General features: G+C 70.2%; 24 protein-coding genes and 1 riboswitch. Of the genes, 16 read left to right on the forward strand and 8 right to left on the reverse strand.

The features are described 5' to 3' along the window. Nucleotides 1-38 precede the first annotated feature (38 nt). The 5 genes from dctP to DRV85_RS00975 all read left to right on the forward strand — a co-directional run bounded on the left by dctP (nucleotide 39) and on the right by DRV85_RS00975 (nucleotide 5,245). On the forward strand, nucleotides 39-992 hold the full coding sequence (dctP, locus tag DRV85_RS00955; protein WP_113287555.1) for a TRAP transporter substrate-binding protein DctP: 954 nt from the start codon (nucleotides 39-41) through the stop codon (nucleotides 990-992). 48 nt (nucleotides 993-1,040) lie between these two features. Beyond that, nucleotides 1,041-1,538 (forward strand): TRAP transporter small permease, encoded by a 498-nt coding sequence (locus DRV85_RS00960; protein ID WP_113287556.1) that lies wholly within the window; start codon nucleotides 1,041-1,043, stop codon nucleotides 1,536-1,538. Between the two features lie 3 nt (nucleotides 1,539-1,541). Continuing rightward, nucleotides 1,542-2,855, forward strand: a complete 1,314-nt coding sequence (locus DRV85_RS00965) for a TRAP transporter large permease (protein ID WP_113287557.1) — start codon at nucleotides 1,542-1,544, stop codon at nucleotides 2,853-2,855. 183 nt (nucleotides 2,856-3,038) lie between these two features. Next, complete coding sequence (locus tag DRV85_RS00970) at nucleotides 3,039-4,121, forward strand: cupin domain-containing protein (protein WP_113287558.1); 1,083 nt, start codon at nucleotides 3,039-3,041, stop codon at nucleotides 4,119-4,121. Further along, nucleotides 4,118-5,245, forward strand: a complete 1,128-nt coding sequence (locus tag DRV85_RS00975) for an aminotransferase class V-fold PLP-dependent enzyme (protein ID WP_199525736.1) — start codon at nucleotides 4,118-4,120, stop codon at nucleotides 5,243-5,245. The genes DRV85_RS00970 and DRV85_RS00975 overlap by 4 nt, the downstream gene beginning before the upstream one ends. A gap of 91 nt (nucleotides 5,246-5,336) precedes the next feature. Here the strand turns inward: DRV85_RS00975 and DRV85_RS00980 are convergent, their stop codons facing one another. The 3 genes from DRV85_RS00980 to DRV85_RS00990 all read right to left on the reverse strand — a co-directional run bounded on the left by DRV85_RS00980 (nucleotide 5,337) and on the right by DRV85_RS00990 (nucleotide 7,619). Further along, nucleotides 5,337-6,002, reverse strand: a complete 666-nt coding sequence (locus tag DRV85_RS00980) for an amino acid ABC transporter permease (protein WP_113287559.1) — start codon at nucleotides 6,000-6,002, stop codon at nucleotides 5,337-5,339. An 85-nt stretch (nucleotides 6,003-6,087) separates the two neighbouring features. After that, a complete protein-coding gene (locus tag DRV85_RS00985) occupies nucleotides 6,088-6,870 on the reverse strand; it encodes an ABC transporter substrate-binding protein (RefSeq protein ID WP_113287560.1) in 783 nt (260 codons plus the stop codon). After that, complete coding sequence (locus tag DRV85_RS00990; protein ID WP_158540090.1) at nucleotides 6,867-7,619, reverse strand: GntR family transcriptional regulator; 753 nt, start codon at nucleotides 7,617-7,619, stop codon at nucleotides 6,867-6,869. Before DRV85_RS00990 ends, DRV85_RS00985 begins: the two co-directional genes overlap by 4 nt. Before the next feature lie 221 nt (nucleotides 7,620-7,840). On the opposite strand from DRV85_RS00990, the gene DRV85_RS00995 reads away from it, so the two are divergent. The 9 genes from DRV85_RS00995 to DRV85_RS01035 all read left to right on the forward strand — a co-directional run bounded on the left by DRV85_RS00995 (nucleotide 7,841) and on the right by DRV85_RS01035 (nucleotide 19,907). Continuing rightward, nucleotides 7,841-11,281, forward strand: a complete 3,441-nt coding sequence (locus DRV85_RS00995) for an indolepyruvate ferredoxin oxidoreductase family protein (protein ID WP_113287562.1) — start codon at nucleotides 7,841-7,843, stop codon at nucleotides 11,279-11,281. A 211-nt stretch (nucleotides 11,282-11,492) separates the two neighbouring features. Further along, the gene (locus tag DRV85_RS01000; RefSeq protein WP_113287563.1) at nucleotides 11,493-14,357 is read left to right on the forward strand and encodes a monovalent cation/H+ antiporter subunit A; all 2,865 of its coding nucleotides are present in this window, start codon (nucleotides 11,493-11,495) and stop codon (nucleotides 14,355-14,357) included. A gap of 2 nt (nucleotides 14,358-14,359) precedes the next feature. Then, complete coding sequence (locus tag DRV85_RS01005) at nucleotides 14,360-14,716, forward strand: Na+/H+ antiporter subunit C (RefSeq protein WP_113287564.1); 357 nt, start codon at nucleotides 14,360-14,362, stop codon at nucleotides 14,714-14,716. Further along, complete coding sequence (locus DRV85_RS01010) at nucleotides 14,713-16,320, forward strand: monovalent cation/H+ antiporter subunit D (RefSeq protein WP_113287565.1); 1,608 nt, start codon at nucleotides 14,713-14,715, stop codon at nucleotides 16,318-16,320. Before DRV85_RS01005 ends, DRV85_RS01010 begins: the two co-directional genes overlap by 4 nt. Further along, entirely contained in the window at nucleotides 16,320-16,811 is a 492-nt protein-coding gene (locus DRV85_RS01015) for a Na+/H+ antiporter subunit E (RefSeq protein ID WP_113287566.1), read from the forward strand. The genes DRV85_RS01010 and DRV85_RS01015 overlap by 1 nt, the downstream gene beginning before the upstream one ends. Further along, nucleotides 16,808-17,077, forward strand: a complete 270-nt coding sequence (locus DRV85_RS01020; RefSeq protein ID WP_113287567.1) for a K+/H+ antiporter subunit F — start codon at nucleotides 16,808-16,810, stop codon at nucleotides 17,075-17,077. The genes DRV85_RS01015 and DRV85_RS01020 overlap by 4 nt, the downstream gene beginning before the upstream one ends. 7 nt (nucleotides 17,078-17,084) lie before the next feature. Then, nucleotides 17,085-17,534, forward strand: a complete 450-nt coding sequence (locus DRV85_RS01025; protein WP_113287568.1) for a Na+/H+ antiporter subunit G — start codon at nucleotides 17,085-17,087, stop codon at nucleotides 17,532-17,534. Nucleotides 17,535-17,625: 91 nt separating this feature from the next. Further along, the gene (locus tag DRV85_RS01030; protein WP_113287569.1) at nucleotides 17,626-19,458 is read left to right on the forward strand and encodes a feruloyl-CoA synthase; all 1,833 of its coding nucleotides are present in this window, start codon (nucleotides 17,626-17,628) and stop codon (nucleotides 19,456-19,458) included. Beyond that, entirely contained in the window at nucleotides 19,458-19,907 is a 450-nt protein-coding gene (locus DRV85_RS01035; protein ID WP_113287570.1) for a MarR family winged helix-turn-helix transcriptional regulator, read from the forward strand. The genes DRV85_RS01030 and DRV85_RS01035 overlap by 1 nt, the downstream gene beginning before the upstream one ends. A gap of 16 nt (nucleotides 19,908-19,923) precedes the next feature. Here the strand turns inward: DRV85_RS01035 and dusA are convergent, their stop codons facing one another. From dusA to DRV85_RS01060, 5 genes are all read right to left on the reverse strand, one after another. Next, nucleotides 19,924-20,943 carry a tRNA dihydrouridine(20/20a) synthase DusA gene (gene dusA / locus DRV85_RS01040; protein WP_275401706.1) on the reverse strand — a complete coding sequence of 340 codons (1,020 nt, stop codon included), beginning with the start codon at nucleotides 20,941-20,943 and terminating at the stop codon, nucleotides 19,924-19,926. A gap of 188 nt (nucleotides 20,944-21,131) precedes the next feature. After that, on the reverse strand, nucleotides 21,132-21,809 hold the full coding sequence (locus DRV85_RS01045; protein ID WP_199525738.1) for an adenine nucleotide alpha hydrolase: 678 nt from the start codon (nucleotides 21,807-21,809) through the stop codon (nucleotides 21,132-21,134). Continuing rightward, nucleotides 21,806-22,582, reverse strand: a complete 777-nt coding sequence (locus DRV85_RS01050) for a cobalamin-binding protein (RefSeq protein ID WP_113287572.1) — start codon at nucleotides 22,580-22,582, stop codon at nucleotides 21,806-21,808. The genes DRV85_RS01045 and DRV85_RS01050 overlap by 4 nt, the downstream gene beginning before the upstream one ends. A 58-nt stretch (nucleotides 22,583-22,640) precedes the next feature. Further along, nucleotides 22,641-22,946 (reverse strand): hypothetical protein, encoded by a 306-nt coding sequence (locus DRV85_RS01055; RefSeq protein WP_113287573.1) that lies wholly within the window; start codon nucleotides 22,944-22,946, stop codon nucleotides 22,641-22,643. Between the two features lie 116 nt (nucleotides 22,947-23,062). After that, nucleotides 23,063-23,267, reverse strand: a riboswitch (cobalamin riboswitch). Between the two features lie 71 nt (nucleotides 23,268-23,338). Further along, complete coding sequence (locus tag DRV85_RS01060) at nucleotides 23,339-24,247, reverse strand: DMT family transporter (protein ID WP_113287764.1); 909 nt, start codon at nucleotides 24,245-24,247, stop codon at nucleotides 23,339-23,341. A gap of 104 nt (nucleotides 24,248-24,351) precedes the next feature. Here DRV85_RS01060 and DRV85_RS01065 point away from each other — a divergent pair, with 104 nt between their 5' ends. Together DRV85_RS01065 and DRV85_RS01070 are read left to right on the forward strand one after the other, a co-directional pair. Continuing rightward, nucleotides 24,352-25,191 (forward strand): PhzF family phenazine biosynthesis protein, encoded by an 840-nt coding sequence (locus tag DRV85_RS01065; protein ID WP_113287574.1) that lies wholly within the window; start codon nucleotides 24,352-24,354, stop codon nucleotides 25,189-25,191. Between the two features lie 71 nt (nucleotides 25,192-25,262). Then, nucleotides 25,263-25,688: a Fur family transcriptional regulator gene (locus DRV85_RS01070; protein WP_113287575.1), complete on the forward strand. Its 426-nt coding sequence runs from the start codon at nucleotides 25,263-25,265 to the stop codon at nucleotides 25,686-25,688. Nucleotides 25,689-25,828 lie beyond the last annotated feature (140 nt).

Genomic DNA, 25,828 nt, shown 5'->3' on the forward strand with positions numbered 1-25,828 from the left:
CGCAACGACAAGAATCCTGCAAGCCAAGGGAGGCTGACATGAAATATCTTGCAACCACCGCGCTGACGCTCGCGCTCGCCCTGCCCGCCGCGGCCGAGGAGGTGACGCTGCGCGGTGTCACCGCCTTCGCCACCGGCACCACCTTCTCGCGCCCCTTCGAGGCCTTCGTGGAGCGCGTGAACGAGACCGGCGAAGGCGTCGTGCAGATCGACTACGTGGGCGGCCCCGAGGCCGTGCCCACCTTCGAGCTCGGCAACGCCGTCTCGGCGGGCGTGGTGGACATCGCCAACAACACCACCGCCTTCTACACCAACCTGCTGCCGCTGGGCGACGCGCTGCACCTGGCCACCAACACCATCCAGGACCAGCGCGAAAACGGCTGCTACGAGCTGATCGACGGGCTCCACCAGGCGCAGATGAACGTGAAGTATCTCGCCCGCACGGGCGACAACATCCAGTTCCACCTCTACACGACCGAGCCCATCGACGGCCCCGACCTCTCGGGCCTGACGCTGCGCACCACGCCGGTCTATCGCGCGATGTTCGAGGCGCTGGGCGCCACCGCCGTGCGCACCGCGCCGGGCGAGGTCTATACCGCGCTCGAACGCGGCGCGATCGACGGCTACGGCTGGCCGATCCAGGGGGTGCTCGACCTCGGCTGGGACGAGCAGACCGAATATCGCGTCGATCCGGGCTTCTACCAGGTGGACGTGAACTTCCTCGTCAACCTCGACACCTGGAACGCCCTCTCCGACGAGGCGAAGGGCGTGCTGGAAGAGGCCGCCGCCTGGATCGAGGCGAAGAACGCCGAGAACATCGCGATCAACGAGGCCGAGGCCGCGGCGCAGGAAGAGGCCGGCATCGAGGTGATCGCCTTCACCGGCGAGACCGCCGAGGCGTGGCTCGAGACTGCGCAAAGCGCCGGCTGGGCCGCCATCGAGGACATCGACGCCGAGACGGCCGCCGAGCTCAAGGCCTGCCTCGTCGAGTGATCCCCCGGGGGGCGCGGCCCGGCCGCGCTCCCTTCCACTGGAGCGAGAATGAGCTTTCTGACCAAGAGCTTCGACGCGCTTCTGCGCGCCTGCGCCTGGATCGCTGCGGCGATCTTCGGCGCGACCGCGCTCGCCATCACGCTCAACGTCATCCTGCGCAACACGGCAGGCACCACGATCTTCGGCCTGCTCGACGTGGTGGAATACGGGCTGCTGGCCGCCACCTTTCTCGCCGCTCCCTGGGTGCTGGCGAAAAACGCCCATGTCACCGTCGATCTCGTGACCGCGGCGCTGCCCACGGCCACCGCGCGCCCCCTCGCCCGCCTCACGGCGCTGATCGGCTTCGCCGTCTCGGCAGTCTTCCTGTGGTATGCCGTCGAGGCGGCCCTGGCCTCCGCCGCGCGCGGATCGATGATCCGAACCTCCTTCGTGGTGCCAGAATGGTGGGCGCTTTCGGCGGCCCCCCTGGGCTTCGCCCTCATCTGCCTGGAGTTCCTCCGCCAGGCGATCCACCCGCCGCTCGGCGCACGCTCGGGCGGGCTCTGAGGCATGGACTGGCCGCTCTTCCTCGCGCTCATGATGGGCGGGCTGGGCGCGCTCCTGCTGATGGGGCTGCCGGTCGCCTTCGCCTTTCTGACCGTCACGCTGATCGGCGCCTGGGAGGTGCTGGGCGGCGAGCGAGGCGCCATGCAGCTCGCCCGCAATGCCGCCGACAGCCTCTCGAACTTCCAGCTCGCGCCCATCCCGCTCTTCATCCTGATGGGCGAGATCCTGTTCCAGACCGGCATCGCCCACCGCGCCATCGACGCGGTCGAACGGGTCGTCACCCGCATCCCCGGCCGCCTCTCGGTGGTCACCGTCTTCGGCGGCACGATCTTCGCCGCGCTCTCGGGCTCCACCATCGCCAACACCGCGATGCTGGGCTCCACCCTGCTGCCCACCATGCTGAAAAAGGGCTATTCGCCCGGCATGGCGATGGGCCCGATCATGGCCTCCGGCGCGATCGCCATGCTGATCCCGCCCTCGGCGCTCGCGGTGCTGGTGGGCAGCCTCGCGGGCATCTCCATCGCCGGGCTGCTGGTCGCGGGCGTTCTCCCGGCGCTGATCCTCTCGGCGGCCTTCGTGGGCTGGATCGTGCTGCGCGCGCTGATAACGCCCTCCGTCGCCCCGACCGAACCGCTGCCCGAGATGTCCGCGGCCGAGCGCTGGCGTCCCTTCCTCGTCTACGTCGTGCCGCTTTCGGCGCTCTTCGCGGTGGTGATCGGCAGCCTGCTGCTGGGCTTCGCCACGCCCACCGAAAGCGCCGCGCTGGGATCGGTCGCAGCGCTCGCGGTGGGCGCGGCCTACCGCGCGCTGACCTGGGAGCGGATCGGGCGGGCGCTCATCGAGACCACGAAGCTGTCGGTGATGATCCTCTTCATCATCGCGCTCTCGCAGACCTTCGCGCAGGTGCTCAGCTTCTCCGGCGCGACCGGCGGGCTCATCCGGCTGATCGAGGGCTACGAGCTCACCACGCTGCAGGTGCTCCTCGGCATGATCCTGCTGCTGCTCCTGCTCGGCTGCTTCATCGACCAGGTCAGCATGCTGATGGTCACCGTGCCGATCTTCGTGCCGCTGAGCCAGGCCGCGGGGATCGACCCGCTGATCCTCGGCGTGATCTACCTGCTGACCATGGAGATCGGCCTGCTCACGCCGCCCTTCGGCCTGCTGCTCTTCGTGATGCGCGGCGTGGCGCCGCCCGAGATCGGGATGAAGACGATCTACGCCGCCATCCTGCCCTTCGTCGCGATCAAGCTCGCCGTCCTCGCCGCCATCGTCTGGCAGCCCGCCATCGCCACCTGGCTGCCCTCGCTGCTGCGATAGGCCGATCGCCCGCGCCTTCCTCTTGCCGGAAATACCCTTGGGAGGTGAATGGCCCGGAACGGGCCAGAGGGGGGCAGACAGCCCCCCCTTTCGTCGCCAGCGCCTCCCGCGCGGTTTTCGCCATTGCACCCCCAGCCCGATCGTATACGATCCGCAAGACCACCTACGATCCGGGGAGGCTGCATGTCCGAGATCATCGCCGAGGTCCGCCTGCCCACCCAGGAGCTGCGCGACGACCTGCCCTTCTTCACCGAGCGGCTGGGCATGCGGCTCGACATGATCTACCCGGCCGACGATCCGCAGGTGGCCGTCGTCTCGGGCCACGGGCTGCGGCTCAGGATCGAGCGGGACGCGACAGAGCCGCCGGGCACCATCCGGCTTCTCGCGGACGACCCCGACGCGGTGGCGGGCGGCGCGCGCGAACTCACCGCCCCCAACGGGACCCGCATCGAGGTCGCCGAGAAGAACCCGCCCCTGGTCCTACCGCCCACGCAGCACAGCTTCGTGGTCCGCCGCCTCGCCGATCAGGCGCCCTGGATCGTCGGCCGCGCGGGCATGCAGTACCGCGACCTGATCCCCGACCGGCTGGGCGGCTCGATCATCGCCAGCCACATCCGCATCCCCGACGGCGGGCCCGTTCCGGACATGGTGCATTACCACAAGGTCGGCTTCCAGCTGATCTACTGCTACCGGGGCTGGGTCGACGTGCTCTACGAGGACCAGGGCGGCCCCCGGCGCCTGACGCCCGGCGACTGCTTCATCCAGCCGCCCGAGATCCGGCACCGCGTGCTCGAGGCCTCCGACGGCATCGAGGTGATCGAGATCGGCGTGCCCGCGCTGCACATCACCGAGATCGACCACGACATGCAGCTTCCCACCGCGCAGGTGCGCCCCGACCGCGAATGGCAGGGGCAGAAGTTCGTCCACAACCGCGCCGCCGATGCGGTCTGGCAGCCCCACCGCCTGCCCGGCTTCATCGCCCGCGACACGACGATCGCCGACAACACGCAAGGCGTGGCCGGCGTTCAGGTCCTGCGCCGCGGCGCGGGCAAGACCGACTGGGCCGCGCATGACGCCGACATCCACTTCACCTTCGTGCTGGAGGGCACCATGCGGCTCGAGGGCGAGGGGCGCGATCCCTTCGATCTCACCGCCGGCGACGCCTTCGTGATCCCGCCGGGCTACCGCACCCGCTACGCTGACCCCTCCCCCGACATCGAGCTGCTCGAGGTCACGCTGCCGGGCCAGGTCGAGGTGCGGACGTGAGCTGCGAGGGCTACTTCTACTACCACTCCATCGGCCAGTATCCGGGCAAGGAGGCCGAGCTCGCCGCCGCCATGACGGAGTTCGCCGCGCTCTGGGCCGCCTGCGACAACGATCAATGGGGCCGGATGCTGGAGGGGCGCGCCGAATATCTCGCGCTCTGGGCGCAGTTGCTCGGCGTCGAGGCCGCGGAGATCACCGCCGTCGAGAACGTCACCCAGGGCTTCCACGCCGCGCTCACCGGCCTGCCCGAGCGCCACCTCAAGGGCCGCAAGCTGCTGATCGCGGCGGACTGCTTCCCGTCGGTGCATTTCCTGCTCGCGGGCCTCGCGCCGCGGCTGGGCTTCGAGCTGGTCACCGTGCCGCTGCGCGAGGGCGAAAGCTGGGTCCGCGACGAGGATGTCCTCGCCGCCTGGGACGCCCAGGTGGGCGTCGCGATTCTCACGCAGGTGACCTCGACCGCCTCCTACGCCTGCGACCTGCCCAGGCTCACAGCCCATGGCCGCGAGCGGGGCAGCCTCATCGGCCTCGACTTCACGCAGGCGGCAGGCCTCCTGCCCTTCCCCGCGGGCGAGACGCGCCCCGATTTCGCCGTCTCGACCTCGCTCAAGTGGCTCTGCGGCCCGCCCGGCGCAGGCGCGCTGTGGATGGCGCAGGAACATATCGCCGAGGCGCAACCGGAACTGCGCGGCTGGTTCAGCCAGCCCGACCCCTTCAACTGGGACATCGCACGCTTTTCCTACGCGCCCGACGCGCGCCGTTTCGACCACGGCACGCCCTCGATCGTCTCCGCCCTCGCCGCCCTGCCCGCCCTGCGCTGGCACGCGGCCCAGGACCGAGCGCGGCTCTGCGCACAGACCTGCGCGCTCAACGAAGAGGTCATCGAGGTCGCCCGCCGCCACGGCCTGCCCCTCGCCTCGCCCGAGGACGCATCGCGCCGCGGCGGCAGCGTCATGCTGCGCCTGCCCGGCCACGTCGATCCCGGCACGCTGGTGCAGGGCCTGCGCGCCCGCGGCGTGATCGCCGACACCCGCGGGCCCGTCCTGCGCCTCTCCGCCGGCGCGGTCACGACCGGGGCCGGCGTCGCGCGCCTGGAGGAGGCCCTGACAACGCTGCTTGCCGCCTGAGCAAGGGCGAAAGGTCCTTCTTCTTGGGTCAAGTATCCCGGGGGGTGAGGCCCGGAACGGGCCGAGGGGGGCAGCGCCCCCCTCCTCCCGCTCAGGCGTTCGAGAACCGCCGCTCGAGGTAGCTCACCAGCCGCACGGCCGGCAGCAGCACGATGAGATACATGATCGCCGCGACGATGAGCGGCGTGGGGTTGGCGGTCAGCGCCTGCGCGTCGGTGGCCTGCTTGAGCAGGTCCGGCATCGCCACCACCGAGGCGAGCGAGGTGTCCTTGGCGATCGCCACCGAGTTCGAGGTATGCGGCGGGATCGCGATCCTGAGCGCCTGCGGCAGGATCACCTTCCAGATCGTCACGCGAAAGGGCAGACCCAGCGCCTCGGCCGCCTCGAGTTGCCCTTTCGGGATCGCCTGGATGCCCGCGCGGAACACCTCCGCCGTGAAGGAGGAGAAGACGAGCGACAGCGCGAGCGCCGCGGCGGTGAAGGAGTTCAGCCGGATGCCGATGAAGGGCAGCGCGAAATAGACCAGCACCAGCAGCACGAGAATCGGGATCGCGCGGAAGAGGTCGATGTAGATGATCGCCAGCACCCGAAAGGGCTTGGGCGCGTAAAGCCGGATCAGGCAGACGATGACGCCCCAGACCGCCCCCAGCGTCAGGATCACGCCTGCCAGCGCCAGCGTGTTCCACACGCCCTTCCAGAGCATCGGGAAGGTGCGCTGGAACACCTCCCAGTTCAGAAAGGTCTCGACGAAATCCATGGTGCGCGCGCTCCCTGCCTGTCATGAAAAGGGCGGCAGGGCCGTGCCCCGCCGCCCGCGCCGCTCCGGGCGCGTCGGGTCGTGATTATTCCGCCTGCGGGATCGGCAGAACGGTCACGGTCGAGGTGCCTTCGGCCGGTTCGGCCTCGAGCCACTTGCGATAGAGCTCGGCCATGGTGCCGTCCTGCTTGATCTCGGTGATCGCCTCGTTCACCGGCTCCAGCCATTCCGAGCCCTTGGGCAGCATGATGCCGAAGGTCTCGCCGGTCACGATGCGCTGGGCCACGCGGATCTGCGGCATCTGCTCGGCGGCGAACTCGAAGCCCAGGATGTCGCCGATTCCGCCCGCGACGCGGCCGTTGGCCACGTCGAGCAGCAGCGCCTGCTGGGTGGTATAGCTGCGGTAGTCGCCGAAGCCGTATTGCCCGGAATTCTCGCCGATCCACTTCTCGCCCGTGGAGGCGGCGATCGCGCCCACCGGCCGGCCCTCGAGATCCTCGAGCGTCTCGACCCCCTCGGTGCCCGTCACGAGACCGAGGTCGCTGTCGTAGTAGCCCTGCGTGAAGGCCTGGTTCTGCAGCCGGTCATTGGTGATGGTGATGGTCGAGATCGCCATGTCGATCCGGCCCGAGCTGGTCGCGGCGAAGAGCGCCTGGAAGCCGTAGTCCTGGATGTTCACCTCGACGCCGAGGCGTTCGGCGATCTCCTTGACCAGATCGACCTCGAAGCCCTCGAATTCGCTCTGCTCGTTCTTGAACTCCCAGGGCGGATTCGACGGATAGGCGCCGACTTCCAGGGTCTGGGCGAGCGCGGGGCCCGCGGCGAAGGCCGCCGCGGCCGCAAGCGCGGCGATGAGTTTGCGCGTCATTCTGTGGTCCTCTCCTGTTGGTGGTCCGTTCCCTCGGGAACGCCGGCGACGGAACGGTACACCGCCAGCGTGTGGCCGACATGCTCGTCGAGCAGCCGCAGCGCGCTCTCGACGTCCCGCGAGAGCGCAGCCTCCTTGAGCAGCCCGTGATGCTCCACCGAGTGCACCTCGGCGAGCAGACGGGCGAAGTCCTCCGGCCCCGGCGGACGGTGCTGCCGGCCGAGCGTGCCGGGCCGGTAGAGCAGCGCGTCGTGGTAGCGCTGCAGCTGGTCCAGCGTCTCGGCCCAGAAGCCGCGCAGCCGGTCCGAGAGCGCCGCCGCCAGCAGCGCGCGGTGAAAGCCGTCGTGCGCCGCGATCCAGCCGGCGCGGCGCGCGTCCGCATGCGGGCTCTCCGGCGGCGGGGTCTGCGCGAGCCGGTGATGCGCCGCGACGAGCTCGGCCTCCCAGGCCACGTCGCCCCGCCGGATCGAATCGGCCAGCAGGGCGCGTTCGAGCGCGCGGCGCGCGGCGGCGATATCCTCGAGCTGGCCGAGCGAGACCGCCGCGACCCGCCAGCCCTTGTTGCGGCTGGCCTCGACGAGCCGCTTCTCCTCCAGCCGCGACAGCGCTTCGCGCAGCGGCGTGGCCGAGACCTTGTAGCGCGCCGAGAGGGCCGACAGACGCAGCGGATCGCCCGGCGCGAACACCCCGTTCAGGATATCCTGCCGCAGCCGGTCGTAGGGTGTGCGAGGCTCGTTATTCGCCAGCATGGCGTCACGATATTGTATAAAATCGGTGCGATCTAGTTTGATCTGCGCGTCTCGCGCCGCTTTCTGTCGGGAGCATCCCCCGCTCTGCGGATGCAATATCCTTCCGCTGGAAAAGCCATGGTCGAAATCCGGTTTCCGCATACCGCCCTCCAGCGCGAAGAGAGAAACCGCCTTTCGCGGTGTCCTGCTATCATTCCGCATTCCAGCGAAAGGAGGCCGCCATGACCGTTCCCCAGCTCCGCCTCACCGACTACCGCCTCGCCGACCGCTACACCCTGCCCGAAGGCCGCGTGTTCCTGACCGGCACGCAGGCGCTGACCCGCGTGCTCTTCGACCAGGCCCGCCGCGACCGCGAGGCGGGGCTCGACACGGGCGGCTTCGTCTCGGGCTACCGCGGCTCGCCGCTGGGCGGGCTCGACCTGGAGCTCTGGAAATCGCAGGAGCGGTTGAAGCAGGAGCGGATCGAGTTCCTGCCCGCGGTGAACGAGGATCTGGCGGCGACCGCCGTGCTGGGCTCCCAGCAGGTCGAGACCGAACCGGGCGCCGAGGTGCAGGGCGTCTTCGCCATGTGGTACGGCAAGGGGCCGGGCCTCGACCGCGCGGGCGATGCGCTCAAGCACGGAAACGCCTATGGCTCCTCCCCGCACGGCGGCGTGCTGGTGGTGGCCGGCGACGATCACGGCTGCGTCTCGTCGTCCATGCCGCATCAGTCCGACGTGGCCTTCATGACCTGGTTCATGCCCACGCTGAACCCCGCCAACGTCGCCGAATACCTCAGCTTCGGCGAATACGGCTATGCCCTGTCACGGTTTTCGGGCATGTGGGTCGGCTTCAAGGCGATCTCCGAGACGGTCGAATCGGGCATGTCCGTCGAGCTGCCGCGCGACCGAGAATTCGCCACGCCCGACTTCGAGCCGCCGGCGACCGGGCTGCACTACCGCTGGCCGGACCTGCCGGGGCCCCAGATCGAGGAGCGGATGGTTGCCAAGAAGCACGCCGTCTGGGCCTTCGCCCGCGCCAACCCGATCGACCGCGCGATCTATGGGGTCGAGAACGCGCGCTTCGGCTTCGTCACCACCGGCAAGGGGCATCTCGACCTGATGGAGGCGCTGCGCCTGCTGGGCCTGGGCGAGGGCGAATGCCGCCGGCTGGGCATCGACATCTACAAGGTCGGCATGGTCTGGCCGCTGGAGCCGCGCGGCGCGCTCGACTTCGTGCGCGGCAAGGAAGAGGTCGTCGTCGTCGAGGAAAAGCGCGGCATCATCGAAAGCCAGCTCAAGGAGTATTTCTACGACTGGCCGGGCGACAAGCCCGCCCGCATGGTCGGCAAGAACGACGAGAACCTCGAGCGCCTCATCCCCTGGACCGGCGAGCTGTCGCCCCGGATGCTGCTGCCGATCATCGCGAAGCGGCTCGACGGCATCTTTGGCGGCGATACCTTCACACGCAAGGCGCACGAGCTCACCGACACCCCGCCGCAACTGCTGCAGGTCGAGGGCGCGACGCGCACGCCCTACTTCTGCTCGGGCTGCCCGCACAACACCTCGACCAAGGTGCCCGAGGGCTCGAAAGCACTGGCCGGCATCGGCTGCCACTTCATGGCCAGCTGGATGGACCGCGAGACCACCTCGCTCATCCAGATGGGCGGCGAGGGCGTGAACTGGGCGGCAAGCTCGCGCTTCACCGGGAAAGGCCATGTGTTCCAGAACCTTGGCGAGGGCACCTGGTACCATTCGGGCAGCATGGCGATCCGGCAGGCGATCGCCGCGGGCGCCAACATCACCTTCAAGATCCTCTACAACGACGCCGTCGCCATGACCGGCGGACAGCCGGTGGACGGCCCCGTGAGCGTGCAGGCCATCGCGCATTCGTCGCGCGCCGAAGGGGTGGAGCGCATCGCGCTGGTCTCCGACGCGCCGGAAAAGTTCGACCACTCCGACTTTCCCAAGGGCGTCACCATCCATCACCGGCGCGAGCTCGACGCCGTGCAGCGCGAGCTGCGCGAGGTGCCTGGCGTCAGCATCCTGATCTATGAACAGATGTGCGCGACCGAGAAGCGCCGCCGCCGCAAGCGCGGCACGCTGGAGGATCCCAAGCGCTTCGTGATGATCAACGAGCTGGTCTGCGAGGGCTGCGGCGACTGCTCGGTGGAATCGAACTGCCTCTCCGTCGAGCCGCTGGAGACCGAATTCGGCCGCAAGCGGCAGATCAACCAGTCCACCTGCAACAAGGACTTCAGCTGCCTCAATGGCTTCTGCCCCTCCTTCGTGACGGTCGAGGGCGCGACACGGCGCAAGAAGCAGGGCGCGGGGCTGGATCCGATGGCGCTGACCGCCGATCTTCCCGCGCCCGACCTGCCGGACCTCGCAGCGCCTTACGACCTGCTCGTCACCGGCGTGGGCGGCACCGGCGTGGTCACGGTGGGCGCGCTGATCACCATGGCCGCGCATCTGGAGACCAAGGGCGCGAGCGTGCTGGACTTCACAGGCTTCGCGCAGAAATTCGGCCCCGTTCTCAGCTACATCCGCCTCGCCCCTCATCCGGACGCGATCCATCAGGTGCGCATCGACCAGCGCAGCGCAGAGGCGGTGATCGGCTGCGACGTGGTGGTGTCCTCCTCGCCCAAGGCCTCGGCCACCTACCGCCCCGGCACGCGCGTGGCGCTCAACACCGCCGCCATGCCCACGGGCGATATCGTGCGCAAGCGCGACGCCTCGCTGGAGATCCCCGCCCGCGAGACGGCCATCGCGCAGGCCGTTGGGGCCGATAACCTGTCCGGCTTCGACGCCAACCGCGCGGCGGAGAAGCTGATGGGCGACACGGTCTATGCCAACGTCATGATGCTGGGCTTCGCCTGGCAGATGGGGCTGATCCCCGTGGGCTTCGAGGCGCTCTCGCGCGCCATCGAATTGAACGGCGTGGCGGTGGAAGCCAACCACGCCGCCTTCGCCTATGGCCGGATCATGGCGGACAAGCCGGAGATCCTGGCCGACCGGCTCGACCCGCCGAAGCCCGCCGCGAAGACCGCCGACGAGATCATCGACCACCGCGCCGAGTTCCTGACCGGCTATCAGGACACGGCATATGCCGACCGCTACCGCAGGCGACTGGCCGACTTCCGCGCGAAACTGCCCGGCGAGATCGCCGAGCGGCTGACGGCGATCGCTGCAAGATCACTCTTCAAGCTCATGGCCTACAAGGATGAATACGAGGTCGCGCGCCTGCATCTCGACCGCAGCTTCGAGGAGCGGATCGCGCGCGAGTTCGAGGGCGGAAAGGTGCACTACCACCTCGCGCCCCCGATGCTGCCCGGCAAGGACGGCCGCGGCCGCCCGCGCAAGCGCCAGTTCGGCCCCTGGATGCGCCACGCCTACCGCGTGCTCGCGCCGATGAAGCGGCTGCGCGGCACCTGGGCCGATCCCTTCGGCTACACCGCGGAGCGCAGGATGGAGCGCGCGCTGATCGGCTGGTACGAGGGACTGATGGACCGCGCGGCGGCCGAGGCCACGCCCGAGACCGCCGACCGCTGGGCGCGCATCCTCGAGGCGCCGATGGAGATCCGCGGCTACGGCCCGGTCAAGGAAGAGGCCGCGCAGCGCGTGAAAGCTGAAATCGCCCGGCTTCTGGACGCCGCACAGCCGCGGCAGCCGGCCGCGGCGTGATTTCCGAGCGTTAGCGTCCGACAAACCCTTGACGGCGCGGCCGCGGGCCTTTTCTTAGGCGCGCAACGGTCCTGCCCCGCATCCCGGCCTCGCGCCCGGTGCGGCATGTTTTGCATGTCGCGCAGGTCCGACCTATAGCTGGACGAACCCCCGCCGCATGAGGCAGAGCGGCGGGCGGCCACGGGGAGAGACAGGGGGCGAGAGACCGGGCATGGAAGCCACGAGCGATATGCTGCCGCTCATCGTCGCGCTGCCGTTTCTGGGCGCGCTGCTGCCCGGCATCGTGATCCGCGCGGGCCGCGACACCTGCACCTGGTTCACGCTGTTCCCGACGGCGCTCGCGCTGCTGATGCTGCTGCTGCACGCGCCCGGCGTGATGGCGGGCGAGGTCTATCACTGGCGGCTCGACTGGCTGCCGGGGCTGGGGCTCGACGCCAACTTCTTCCTCGACGGGCTGGGGCTGCTCTTTGCCGGGCTGATCCTCGGCATCGGGCTGCTGATCATCCTCTACGCCCGCTTCTACCTGTCGAAGAACGATCCCATGGGGCAGTTCTTCACCTATCTGCTGCTCTTCCAGGGCGCGATGGTGGGGATCGTGCTCTCGGACAACATCCTGCTTCTGCTGATCTTCTGGGAGCTGACCTCGCTCAGTTCCTTCCTGCTCATCGGCTACTGGAACCACCTGCCCGAGGGCCGGCAGGGCGCGCGCATGGCGCTCGCCGTCACCGGCATGGGCGGGCTCGCCATGATCGGGGGCATGCTGATCCTGGGCGAGATCGCGGGCAGCTACGACATCTCCGTGATCCTGCAGCACAAGGACGCGATCCAGGCCTCCGACTGGTATCTGCCGGCGCTGCTGCTCATCCTGCTGGGCTGCTTCACCAAGTCGGCGCAGTTCCCGTTCCACTTCTGGCTGCCGCACGCGATGGCCGCGCCCACGCCGGTCTCGGCCTATCTGCATTCGGCCACCATGGTGAAGGCGGGGCTCTTCCTGATGGCGCGGCTCTGGCCGGTGCTCTCGGGCACGCCCGAGTGGTTCTACATCGTGGCCACGACCGGGCTGATCACCATGGTGATCGCGGCGGTCATCGCGCTCTTCAAGGACGACCTGAAGGGGCTGCTGGCCTTCTCCACCGTCAGCCACCTCGGCCTGATCACCATGCTGCTGGGCTTCGGGACCGAGGCGGCGGCGCTGGTGGCGGTCTTCCACATCATCAACCACGCGAGTTTCAAGGCCGCGCTCTTCATGACCGCCGGCATCGTCGACCACGAGGCGCATACCCGCGACATCAAGCGGCTGGGCGGCCTCCGCCACCTGATGCCCGTCACCTTCGTGATCGCCACGATCACGGCGCTCAGCATGGCCGGCATACCGCCGCTCAACGGCTTCATCTCCAAGGAGATGATGCTGAAGGAGACGACCTATGCCGCCTGGGCGGGCAATCCCTGGCTGGTGCCGGCGCTGGCCACCTTCGGCGCGCTCTTCTCAGTGGCCTATTCCTTCCGCTACATCTGGCACGTCTTCATGGGGCCCGTGCGCGACGACTACCCGGCCAGGCCGCACGATCCCGGCTTCGGCATGTGGGCGGGGCCCGCGCTTCTGGCCGCGATCGTGGTGGGCATCGGCGTGGCGCCCTTCGTTGTGGAGCCCTTCGTCAACGTCGTCGCGGGCGCGGTCACGGGCGCGCCGCAGGACACGCACCTCAAACTCTGGCACGGCGTGAACGCCGCGCTCTTCATGTCCATCGCGGCGATCCTCGGCGGCGCGCTGCTGCTGGCCAGCCACCGCGCGCTCGAGGCGGGCTGGCTGCGCGCCGGGCCGCCGGCGGCCAAGGCGATCTTCGACGCGATCGTCGGTGCTGCGACGCGCGCGGCGCGCGGGCTGACCGACGGGCTGCACGACGGCTCGCTCACGCGCTTCTCGGCGATCTTCGTGGTGACCGTGACCCTCGCCGGCGCGATCGCCTGGAGCACCGGCGAGATCGGCGCGCCCAGCCGCGCGACCCTGCCGATCGCCATCGTCCCGCTGATCGCCACCGTGCTGCTTGTGGGCGCGACGCTCTGCCTCGTCGCCTTCCATCGCAACCGGCTGCTGGCGCTGGTCCTGATCGGCGTCGTGGGGCTGACGGTGGCGGTGGGCTTCGCCTATTTCTCGGCGCCCGATCTCGCCATGACCCAGCTCTCGGTCGAGGTGGTCACGATCATCCTGCTGCTGCTCGCGCTCAACTTCCTGCCGAGGGAGACGCCGCGCGAGAGCTCCGGCGCGCGGCGCCTGCGCGACGGCGTGCTGGCGGTCGCGGGCGGCGGCGCGGTGGCCGCGCTCGCCTATGCCATGATGACCCGCGATTTCGCCCTGCCCTCGATCTCGTCCTATCACCTGGCGAACTCCTACAAGGGCGGCGGCGGCACCAATGTCGTCAACGTGATCCTCGTCGATTTCCGGGGCTTCGACACCTATGGCGAGATCATCGTGCTCGGCATCGCGGCGCTGGTGATCTTCGCGCTGACCCAGACGGTGCTGCGGGGCGCGGGCGGGCGCTTCCTCGAGAGCCAGGGCCGGCCCGGGGGAGAGGCCGGCGACCGGCATCCGCTCATGATGGTTGTGGCCACGCGCGTGATGATGCCCATGGCGCTCATGGTGGGCGTCTACATCTTCCTGCGCGGGCACAACGAACCCGGCGGCGGTTTCATCGCCGGGCTGATCGTCGCCATCGCGCTTCTGATGCAGTACATGGCCTCCGGCTTCGCCTGGGCCGAGGCGCGCCAGCGGGTGCCCTATCACTCGACCATCGCGCTGGGCGTGCTGATCGCCACGGCGACGGGCATCGGCGCATGGTTCAACGGCGTGCCCTTCCTGACCTCGGCGCATGACTATTTCACCGTGCCCGGTATCGCCGAGCTGCACCTGTCCACCGCGGTGGCCTTCGACGTGGGCGTCTTCCTGACGGTCCTGGGCGCGGTGATGCTGGCGCTGTGGAGCCTGTCGCGCATGGCGCGCCGGACCGGCGAGCCGGTGAACGTCGAGCCGATGGACGTCAACCCGGCCGCCGACGCCGCCAGCAGCAGGGAGGGATGAGCATGGAGCTTCTGGTGGCCATCGCCATCGGCGTGATGACCGCGGCGGGGATCTACCTCGTGCTGCGTCAGCGCACCTTTCCGGCGATCCTCGGTGTGGCGCTTCTGTCCTATGCGGTGAACGTCTTTCTCTTCACCTCGGGGCGGCTGGCGCTCGACATGCCGCCCGTGCTCGTCGGCGACGAATACGCGACGGGCACCTACGCCGATCCGCTGCCGCAGGCGCTGGTGCTGACGGCGATCGTGATCTCCTTCGGCATGACGGCGGTCGTCGTGCTCATGGCGCTGGGCGCCTATCTGTCCTCGCGCACCGACCGCTCCGACATCGGCGGCGAGGCCGAAAGCGAGGCGCGGCCATGAGCCACTGGATCATCGCGCCCGTCCTGCTGCCGGCGATCATCGCCGGGCTTCTGGTGCTATCGATGCGCCATCATCTCGGGCTGCAGCGGGTGTTCTCGCTGGGCGGCGCGGGCGTGCTCGTGGCGATCGCGATGGGACTCGCCGCGCAGGCGGCGAGCGGCGCGGTCGGCGTCTACGAGCTGGGCGGCTGGCCCGCGCCCTTCGGCATCGTTCTGGTGCTCGACCGGCTCTCGGCGCTCATGGTTCTGCTGACCACGGTTCTGGCGGTCGCCGTGCTGCTCTATGCGATCGGCGCCAACTGGGACGCGCGGGGGGCGCATTTCCACGCGCTCTACCACTTCCAGCTCATGGGCATCCTGGGCGCCTTTCTCACCGGCGACCTCTTCAACCTCTTCGTCTTCTTCGAGGTGCTGCTCATCGCCTCCTACGGGCTGGTGATCCACGCGGGCGGAGCGCGCCGGATGCGGGCGGGCGTGCAGTACGTCGTCTACAACCTCCTGGGCTCGACGCTGTTCCTCTTCGCGCTGGGCACGCTCTACGGGGTGACCGGCACGCTCAACATGGCCGACATGGCCGAGCGGGTGGCCGCGATCCCGACGGAGGACACCGCGCTGCTGCGCGTGGGCGCGGTGCTGCTGCTGTCGGTCTTCGCCGTCAAGGCCGCGATCCTGCCGCTGCATTTCTGGCTGCCGGAGACCTACGCCGCTGCGCCCGCGCCCGTGGCCGCGCTCTTCGCGATCATGACGAAGGTGGGGGCCTACGCGATCCTGCGGGTGGACACGCTGATCTTCGGCCCGGACGTCACGGCGACGGCAGGGATCCTGTCGGGCCTGCTGCTCTTTACCGCGCTGATCACGCTGGCCGTGGGCATGATCGGCATCCTGGGCGCCGACGGGCTGGGCCGGCTCGCCGCCTTCGCCACGGTGGGCTCCGTCGGCACGCTGCTGGCCGGCCTCGCGCTCTTCACGCCGGAGACGACGGTGGCCGCGCTCTACTACACGATCCACTCCACGCTGGCGGGCGCGCTGCTCTTTCTCGTGGTGGACATGGTCCGCGAACGGCGCGGCGCGGCCGGCGACGCGCTGGTCTCCGCGCCGCCCATCGCGGCGGGCGGGATGATCGCGGCGCTCTGGTTCGGCGCGGCCATCGCGACAGCTGGCATGCCGCCTCTGTCGGGCTTCGTCGGCAAGCTTCTGATCCTCGACGCGGTCCGCGGTGACGACTGGATGTGGCTGATCTGGACCGTGGTGCTGGCCAGCTCGCTGCTCGCGATCCTGGGGCTGGCGCAGGCCGGCAGCCAGATCTTCTGGAAGACGACCGAGCCCGCGCAAGTAGCCGGCGACGCCCCGGCGGAGGCACCGCCGCCGCTCGCCCTGCCGGCGGTCGCGGCCTTCACGCTGATCGGAGCGATCGTCGGGCTCACCGTCTTCGCCGCCCCGGTGGTGGCCTATCTGGAGGCCACAGCGGGCCAGCTCTACGACCCGAGCGACTACATCGCCGCAGTGCTGGGCCCCGAGGCGCCCGAGATCCCGCCCGCCCCGGACGGCACCGGCGAAGGCGCGCCCACGGCATCTGCCGCGCCGCAGGACGAGGGGGGCGCCTGATGCTGCGCAAGTTCCTGCCCCACCCGTGGCTCACGCTCGTCCTCATCGCCGTCTGGCAGATGCTCGCCAACACGGTGACCACCGGCACGCTGGTCTTCGGGGCGATCCTGGGCATCGTGGTGCCCTGGATCACCGCCGCCTACTGGCCCGACCGGCCGCGGCTGAGCAGTCCCTTCCGCATCGTCGAGTACATTCTGATCGTGCTCTGGGACATCGTGGTGGCTAACGTCATCGTCGCCGCGATCATCCTGTTCAAGCGCAACTCGACGATCCGCTCGCAATGGGTCACGGTGCCGCTCGACCTCAAGACGCCCGAGGCGATCACGGTGCTCGCGGGCACCATCACCATGACGCCGGGCACCGTGTCGAGCGACGTCTCGGCGGACGGGCGCGCGCTGCTCGTGCATTGCCTGCACACCGACGACCCCGAGGGCGTGCGCGACCAGATCAAGAACCGCTACGAGCGCCGGCTGAAGGAGATCTTCGAATGATCGACCATGCGCTGACCTTCGCCTTCGCCTGCTTCGGGCTGGCGCTGCTGTTCAACCTCTACCGGATCGTCGTGGCGCCGGGCGTCGTGGATCGCGTGCTCGCGCTCGACACGCTGGTGATCAACTCCATCGCGCTGCTGGGGCTCTACGGCATCCTCGAGGGCACGGCGGTCTATTTCGAGGCCTCGATGCTGATCGCGATGACGGGCTTCGTCTCCACGGTTTCCTACGCGCGCTTCATGCTGCGCGGCGACGTGATCGAGTGAGGGCGCGATGACGGAGATCCTGACCGAAGCGAGTGCCGCCGAGATCCTCGTCTCGGTCTTTCTGGTGATCAGCGGGGTCTTCGGGCTGGTGGGCAGCTTCGGGCTGCTGAAGCTCGACAACACGATGGCGCGGCTGCACGCGCCGACCAAGGCGACCACGCTGGGCGTGGGCGGCATCCTGATCGCCTCGATGCTCTATTTCCTGCTCTTCGAGGGCACGCTGTCCTTTCACGAACTGCTGATCACGATCTTTCTCTTCCTGACCGCGCCGGTGGTGGCGCATTTCATCGCCAAGGCGCATATCCATCGCCACGAATCGCCCGACAGCACGCCGCCCACGGGATGCGCGCGGCCCTGGGCGACCTTCGAGACCGACGAGATGCGCGAAGCCGTCGAGGCCGCCGAGCGCGGCGAGGCGGCCACCAGCGAGGCGCGCCTGAAGGCAGAGCGCGGCTGACACCGCCCTTGCGCGGCGGGCGTGCGACAGGCATTCTCTTTCCACGGAAAGTAAACCCCGCCCCCGGCGGCGGGAACCGAGGGGAGGAGACATGGACGACGCGACCCGAGACGCCCCCGGCGCGCTCTTCGCCGTGCCGGAGGTCGTGACCGAGCGGCGCCCCGACGGCACCATCTACCTGACGAGCCCCAAGCCCCTGCCCGCGGCGCCGCGCGCGCTCGGCGACTGGCTGGAGCGCTACGCGTCTGACACGCCCGAGGCCACCTTCCTCGCCGAGCGCGCGGGCGGCGAGGGCGAGTGGCAGCGGCTGAGCTATGCCGAGGCACGCGCGCGGGTGCGCGCCGTGGCGGGCTGGCTGCTGTCGATCGGCGCGGGCCCCGAGCGCCCGCTCGCCATCCTGAGTGAAAACAGCGTGGATCACGCGGTCATGGCGCTCGGCGCGATGCACGCGGGCGTGCCGGCGGCGACCGTCTCGGCCGCCTATTCGCTGATGTCGTCGGACCACGCGAAGCTCAAGGCGATGATCGGCCTGTTGAAGCCCGCGGCGATCTTCGTCTCGGACGAGACGGCCTACGCCCGAGCGCTGGCCGCGCTCGACGGAGTGCACGCGGCGCAGATCGTGGCGAGCGCGCCCGCGGGGCGCGCGACGGCTGTCGCCGAGCTCGCCGATCCCGACCCTGCGGCGACCGAGGCGGCCTTCCAGGCGCTCACGCCCGACACGGTGGCGCGGCTGCTCTTCACCTCCGGCTCGACCGGCACGCCGAAGGCCGTCATCAACACGCACCGGATGCTGACCTCGAACCAGATGGCGCATCGCGCCGTCTTCCCCGCGATCGGCGCGCGTCCGCCGGTTCTGGTGGACTGGCTTCCCTGGTCGCACACCTTCGGCGCCAACTTCGTCTTCAACGCCGCGCTGGCCAACGGCGGCGCGATCTACATCGACGCCGGCAAGCCTGCGCCGCACCTCGTCCATCACACCATCCGCAACATCCGCGAGCTCAGGCCCACGGTCTATTTCAACGTGCCGAGGGGCTACGAACTGCTCGCCGAGGCCGCCGAGAAGGACGCGGATTTCGCGCGCGCCTTCTTCTCGGCGGATCTGATGTTCTACGCGGGCGCCGCCCTGCCGCGTTCGTGCTGGGACAAGCTGCTGGAGCTCTCCGCGCAGGCCACCGGGCGGGCCGTCACGCTGGTGTCGTCCTGGGGCACGACCGAGACGGCGCCCTCCTCGACCTATTGCCACTGGCAGGCGGAGACCTCGGGCAACATCGGCATTCCCAACCCCGGCACCACGATCAAGCTCGTGCCCAATGCGGGCAAGCTGGAGATCCGGGTGAAGGGCCCCAACGTCACGCCGGGCTACTTCCGCAACCCGGAGAAGACGGCCGAAGCCTTCGACGAGGAAGGCTTCTACAAGCCCGGCGACGCGGTGCGCTTCGCCGACCCGGACGATCCGGTGAAGGGGCTCTTCTTCGACGGGCGGGTGAGCGAGGACTTCAAGCTGACCTCCGGCACCTGGGTGAACGTGGGCGAATTGCGCCTGCGCGGCATCGACGCGCTGCGCCCGCTCGCGCAGGACATCGTCGTGGCCGGCGAAGGCCAGGACGAGGTAGGCTTCCTGATCGTGCCGGCGGAGGCCGCCGCGCGCGAGATCGCCGGCACGCCCGACGCGCCGCTCGAGGACGCGCTGGCGGACGCGGCGGTGCGCGCGCATGTGGCCCGGGGGCTGGCCCGTCTCAAGGCCGAGGGCGGCGGAAGCTCGCGCTATGCCGCGCGGGCGCGCTTCACCGCGGCGCCGGACCCGGACCGCGGCGAGATCACCGACAAGGCCTACATGAACCAGCGCGCCATGCTGACCAACCGCGCCGACGACCTCGCCGCGCTGTTCGGCACCGACCCGGCGGGCTGGATCGCGCCCGCCTGATGCGCGACGCAGGGCCCGAGAGCCTCGACTACGGCGGGCTGGAGGAAGCGACGGGCTTCTACCTCCGGCTCGCGCAGGTCGAGATGTTCGAGGCGTTTCATGCCGATCTGGCCGAGCACGGGCTCAGTCCCGGCGCGGCCTCGGCGCTGATCCTCATCGGCGCGAATCCGGGCATCCGGCACGGGCGGCTGGCAGCGGCGCTGCACATCCGCCTCGCGCACATGTCGAAGCTCCTGCAACGCTTCGAGGCCGAGGGGCTCGTCGAACGGCGGCGGCCGGCGGACGACCGCCGCTCGCTCGCCCTGCATCTCACCGAAGAGGGGGCGCGGCGGGTGGCGGCGCTGCGTCCGGCGCTCTTCGAACACGACGCCCGCCAGGGCGCGCGGCTGACCGCTGCCGAGCGCGGGGAATTGCTGCGGCTGCTGCGCAAATACGTCGGCGCGGACTGACCGCGCCCCGCCGCGATCAGACCGCCGCGCGGGTGGCCGAGGCAGGCACAGGCTCCGGCGCGACCTGCGCCAGCGCAGCCTCGAGCAGGTCCGGTCCGGCACCGCGGCGGCTCGCGCCCTCCGACAGGATCTGGCGCCAGCGCCGGGCGCCGGGCCGGCCTGCGAAAAGCCCGAGCATGTGCCGCGTCACCTGATGGAGTCGGCCGCCCTCGGCCAGATGCCGCTCGATATGCGGCAGCATCGCGCGCACCGCGCCTTCCCGCGAGGCGACGCGATCCTCGCCCCAGATCCGCGCGTCGGCCTGCCCGAGAATGTCGAAGGGGCGGTGATAGGCCGCCCGCCCCACCATCACGCCGTCGAAGCCCTCGGCCAGAAGACGTTCCACCGCGTCGAGCGTGCCGACGCCCCCGTTGATCGAGAGCGGCAGGTCCGGAAAGGCCGCGCGCATCCTGCGCACGAGATCATAGTCGAGCGGCGGCACATCGCGGTTCTCCTTGGGCGAGAGCCCCTGAAGCCAGGCCTTGCGCGCATGCACGATCACATGCGCGGCGCCGGCCGCGCGCATCCGCTCGAGAAAATCCGGCAGCACCGCCTCGGGATCCTGATCGTCCACGCCGATCCGGCATTTCACGGTGACGGGCACCGCGACCGCGGCGCGCATCGCGGCGACGCAATCGGCGACGAGGCCGGGCGAGCGCATCAGCACCGCGCCGAAACAGCCCGACTGCACGCGGTCCGAGGGACAGCCCACGTTGAGGTTGATCTCGTCGAAGCCTGCCTCCGCGCCCAGCCTCGCGGCCTGCGCAAGCTCGTCGGGATCCGAGCCGCCGAGCTGCAGCGCCACCGGGTGCTCGCAGGGCGCGTGCCGAAGCAGATGCACCGCCCCCCCGCGCACGAGCGCGGCCGATGTCACCATCTCGGTGTAGAGCAACGCCCGGCGCGAGAGCGCACGATGGAACACCCGACAGGCGCTGTCGGTCCAGTCCATCATGGGCGCGACGGAGAGGCGCGCGGCTGGCGAGGTCTTGGCGTTCAAGGCGTAAGATCCGTTTCGTGATGCGGCGCGTCACCGCTCTCGGGGCCGCTTCGCCTGCGGCTCCGGGGCGGCGGCGCGATCGTCCTGCCACTTTAGCAAGGAACGCGCAGGCCGTGCCACCCCGACAAATGTGGTCGCCGCCTGCCCGATACAAGCCGCGCGCGGAACGCGACCCAGGCACGCCCGGATCAGCCCGCCGCGCCGAGGGTGAAATCGGTGTAGACGAAGCCCTCGCGCGCCACGGTCGCGCCGCGGCGGAGATCGAGCGCCGCCGCGAAGCCCGGGGCCTGGGCGACGACCGTGTGAAACTCGCCACGCTCGCCGCAGGGGTCGACGCCCTCGGGCAGCGCGGCGAGAAACCCCGCGTCGAAGCGCGCGCCACAGAGCGCTGGCGGGAGGCGCTGCGGGTCCAGCGTGACGATCCGCGCGTCGATCCCCGCCGCCAGCATCTCCTGCGCGAGCGCGCGGGTATCCCGGCCCCAGAGCGGGAAATGCGCCGCAAGGCCGAGGGGCGCGAGCTGCGCCTCGCGATAGGCGCGGATGTCGTCGAGGAAGAGGTCGCCGAAGATCCAGTCCTCCACGCCGTCGTCCCGCAGGCGCCGCGTTGCGGCGCCGAGGCGCTCTTCATAGACGGCGTTCGGGCAAGGCGCGGGCAGATCGACCTCGATCAGCGGCAGCCCCAGCGCGGCGGCCTGCGCCCGCGCCACCTCGCGCCGTGTGCCGTGGATGGCCACGCGCGCCGCGCATTCGTTGAAGGTCGACAGGAGCGCCACGACCTCCAGCGCCGGCTCCTGCCGGGCCGCGTGCAGCGCCATCGCGCTGTCCTTGCCCGAACTCCAGGACATCACGGCAGGCCGCGGGGTCATGCCAGCGCCGCCCGGATCGCGTCGAGCCCGTCGGTCAGAGCGGCCGGCCCCGGCTGCAGGATGAGGGGCGACTTGATCTCCGCGATGCGGCCGTCGCGCACCGCGGGGATCGCGCTCCAGCCCGGTCGCGCGGCGATCTTCTCGGGCCGGACCTTCTTGCCGCACCAGGAGGCGAGGATCACCTCCGGCGCGGCGTCGATCACCCGTTCGGCCCCGACGATGCGGTCGCGCGCAGCCCCCTGTGCGGCGAGCTCCGGGAAGGCTTCGCGCCCGCCCGCGATCTCGATCAGCTCCGAGACCCATTTGATCCCCGAGATCATGGGCTCGTCCCATTCCTCGAAATAGACCAGCGGACGCGACCCGCCCCGGGCCTGCGCCGCGACAGCCTCGAGGCGGCGTTCGTAGTCGGCCGCGAGCCGGTCGGCCCGGCCAGCCTGCCCGACCGTGGCGCCCAGGTGCCGTATCATCGCCAGGATGCCGGCCACGTCGCGCTGATTGTAGCCGGTGACGGTCACGCCTGCGCGCAGCAATTCCGCCGCGATGTCGGCCTGCAGGTCCGAGAAGGTGAGAACGAGATCGGGCTCGAGCGCCAGGATCTTCGGGATGTCGGCGGAGGTGAAGGCCGAAACGCGCGGCTTTTCGCGGCGCACACGCTTCGGCCGCACCGCGTAGCCCGAGACTCCCACGATCCGGTCTTCCTCACCAAGCAGGTAGAGCGTCTCCACCGTCTCTTCGGTCAGGCAGACGATGCGCTCCGGCGGAAAGCTCCTCATGCCGCTCCTCTTTTCGGTTCGCCCTGCGCCGTCGTCGTTTCGCGCAGGCTTCGCGCCGTCACCGATCGGTCGCACGCCGCGCCCGCGCGCCGCCGCGCCGGTGTCGCAAGGGCAGCGACAGGGGCAAGGGCGCGGGCGGCATGCGCGTCGAGGCGACCAGAAGCTCGCAGAAGGCCGCGACCGCGGGAGAGCGCCGGGCGAAGGGCAAGGCCTGCGCATGGGCGCGCATGGCCTCCTGCCTGTAGTCGGAATGGCCGGGCAGCGCGCCCAGCCACTGCATGTAGCCCAGGCGACCCATCTCGGCCGCCCGCTCGGGCGGCACCGGGCCTATGTCGAGTTGCGAAATCGTATGGTCCAGAAGCATCGCGCCCTCCGCGCAAGGGGGCGGGGGCACGGGGTGTCGGCGATGCCGTCGGGCCGCTCGCGGTCCATTCCGGTCTCTCCGCTCCGGGCGCCCCGCCCGGGTTCAGATGACTGCGGCGCGTCGCGCCGGAGATGGCAGGTCTCCTGGCTTGCGGGTCGTCGCTCCCCCGGACCTTCCCGGGCCTCTCGCCCAGTGGCTGTCTCCGGTCTCGCTCGCCGCTCACAGTTGCGGGGGCAGCCGCGGAGTTGCCCCGCCGGGGCGCACCGCGTTCCCTTTTCAGCCGGCCGTGAAGGGCCGGACACCATCGCACGCAGGCTGGCACAGGCTCCGGGGCTTGTCCATTGCGACAGATTTGCCGCGGGACCGTCGCGGCGGATGCCGCGGCTCCGGCGTCAGGCGGCCTTCGGCGCGGGCGCGGGGCGGTTGATGAAGAACAGCCCCGCCGCGACCAGCGCCAGCGCGCCGAGCACGCCCGGCCCGACCGGCTCGTCGAGAAGCGCCCAGCCGAGCGCCACGCTCGCCACCGGCGTGACGAAGCTGAAGGAGGCGACCGCGGAGGCCGGGTAGATCGAGATCAGCCAGAACCACACGAGGAAGACGCCGCTCGCCACCACGGCGAACTGATAGACGACGCTGGCGACGTGCACGAACTGCGGGTCGCGCAGCAGCGGACCGCCCAGCAGCGACAGCCCGAGAAAGAGCGGCACCGAGACCGCGAGCTGGCAGAACAGCTGCGTCTCGGCCCGCTCGCGCGACAGACCCGTGAGCCGGATCACCAGCGGAATGCCCGCCCAGCACATCGCCGCGATCAGCGCCAGCACGTCGCCGAGCAGCGATGGCCCCTCGCCCTCGGGCCCGCCCGGCCGGTCGAGAAGCGCCCAGGCGACGCCGGCCATGGCCAGCCCCAGACCGGCCAGGCGCACCATGGTCAGCCGCTCGCCCGGGAGCAGCGCATGCGCCGCGAGCGCCAGCCACACCGGCATCGAGTAGAAGATGATGCTCGCCCGCGCCACGGTCGTGAGATCGAGCGCGATGTAGAGGCAGACGAACTCGGCCGTGAAGAAGAGCCCGATCAGCACGCCGCCCCGGCGATAGACGCCGGCGCCCGGAAGGGGAATGCCCCGCAGGCGCATCCAGAGCCCGATGAGGACGACCGCGCCCAGCGAGCGCAGCCCGGCCTGAAACAGCGGCTGGAAGCCGCCGTTCGCCACCTTGATCGTCACGTTGTTGAGGCCGAAGAGCAGCGCGCATCCCAGCAGCAGCGCCGCGCCGGCCGCGTCCATGCTCGCCTTGCGCTCCATGGCGCACAGTTGCGCGGGCCGCGCGGGGAAGGTCAACCGCGATCTGCGCGCTCTGGTCAGGGGCTGCATCCTGCGCGACACTGCGCCCGGAGGAGGACTCCCGCATGACCCGTTATCTCGTCTACGACGTCTTCGCCGAGGCGCCCTTCGAGGGCAATCAGCTGGCGGTGATCCCGGCGGCCGACACGCTCCCCGAGGCGGCGCTGCAGCAGGTCGCGCGCGAGTTCAACTTCTCCGAGACGACCTTCGTCTATCCGCCGGAGGATCCGGCGCATTCCGCCCGGGTGCGGATCTTCACGCCGACGATGGAAGTTCCCTTCGCCGGCCATCCGACGATCGGCACGGCGGTCGCGCTGGTCGAGGCGGGCCTGGGCCCCGAGATGGTGCTGGAGCTCGGCATCGGCCCCCTGCCCGCCCATGCGGCGCAGGGCGCGGCGCGCTTCACCACCGCGGCGCCGCTCGAGGTGCTGGCCTATCCCGAGCCGGCGCTCGTCGCCCGCGCGCTGGGCCTGCCGGGCGACCGGATCGTGACGACGCGCAATCCGCCCGTCATGGCCTCGGTCGGCCTGCCCTTCACGCTCACCGAACTCGCGGACCGCGCGGCGCTTTCGGCCTGCCGCCCCGACACGGCCGCCTTCGAAGCGGGGCGCGATGCGTATCCGGGCGCGCTCGACTTCGCGCAATACGCCTATGTCCGCGACGGCGCGGCGGTGCACGCGCGCATGTTCGCGCCGCTCGACCAGATTCCCGAGGATCCGGCCACGGGCAGCGCGGCCGCGGCGCTTGCGGCCTACCTGGCGCAGGACGAGCGACCGCTGCGCCTGAGCCTGCGGCAGGGCGAAGACATGGGCCGCCCCTCGCTGATCGGCCTCGAGGCGGACGGGCGGTCCGTCACGGTCTCGGGGGGCGCGCGGAGGATCATGGAGGGCCGTCTGCTCCTTTGAGTTGCAGGCCTTTATCCGCCCGCCAGTTTGGCCTAAGTCAGGTGTCGGTGAAGCCCATCGGCGGAGCTGCGATGCCCGAGACGATCCTGGAGCGCTGCGAGGCCAAGGGCCTGCGCATGACCGGTCAGCGCCGGACCATCGCCTCGGTGCTCGAGGAGGCGACGGATCATCCCGATGTCGAAGAGCTCTACGCCCGCGCCGCCGCGCGCGACGGTGCGATTTCGCTCGCCACCGTCTATCGGACGGTCAAGCTCTTCGAGGAGGCCGGCATCCTGGAGCGGGTCGAGTTCGGCGACGGCCGCGCGCGCTACGAGGATGCCGACCGCGAGCATCACGACCACCTGATCGACCTCGCCACCGGCGAGGTGATCGAGTTCGTCGATCCCGAGATCGAAGAGCTGCAGGAGCGCATCGCCGAGCGTCTTGGCTATCGCCTGAAGGGCCACAAGCTCGAACTATACGGCGTCCCCCTTAAGCGCGGGGGCGGCAAGACCTGAGCGCGTGGGCGTGCCGCCGCAAAGGGGGCTCTGCCCCCTCGGCCCTTGCGGGCCTCACCCCCGGGATATTTCTCTCCAAGAAGAAGGACCGGACGGCGCCCGTCAGTGGCCTCGGGAACCGGAAAGCCGCCGTGGCGCGG

This window comes from Rhodosalinus halophilus (assembly GCF_003298775.1).
Taxonomy (GTDB): Bacteria; Pseudomonadota; Alphaproteobacteria; order Rhodobacterales; family Rhodobacteraceae; genus Rhodosalinus; species Rhodosalinus halophilus.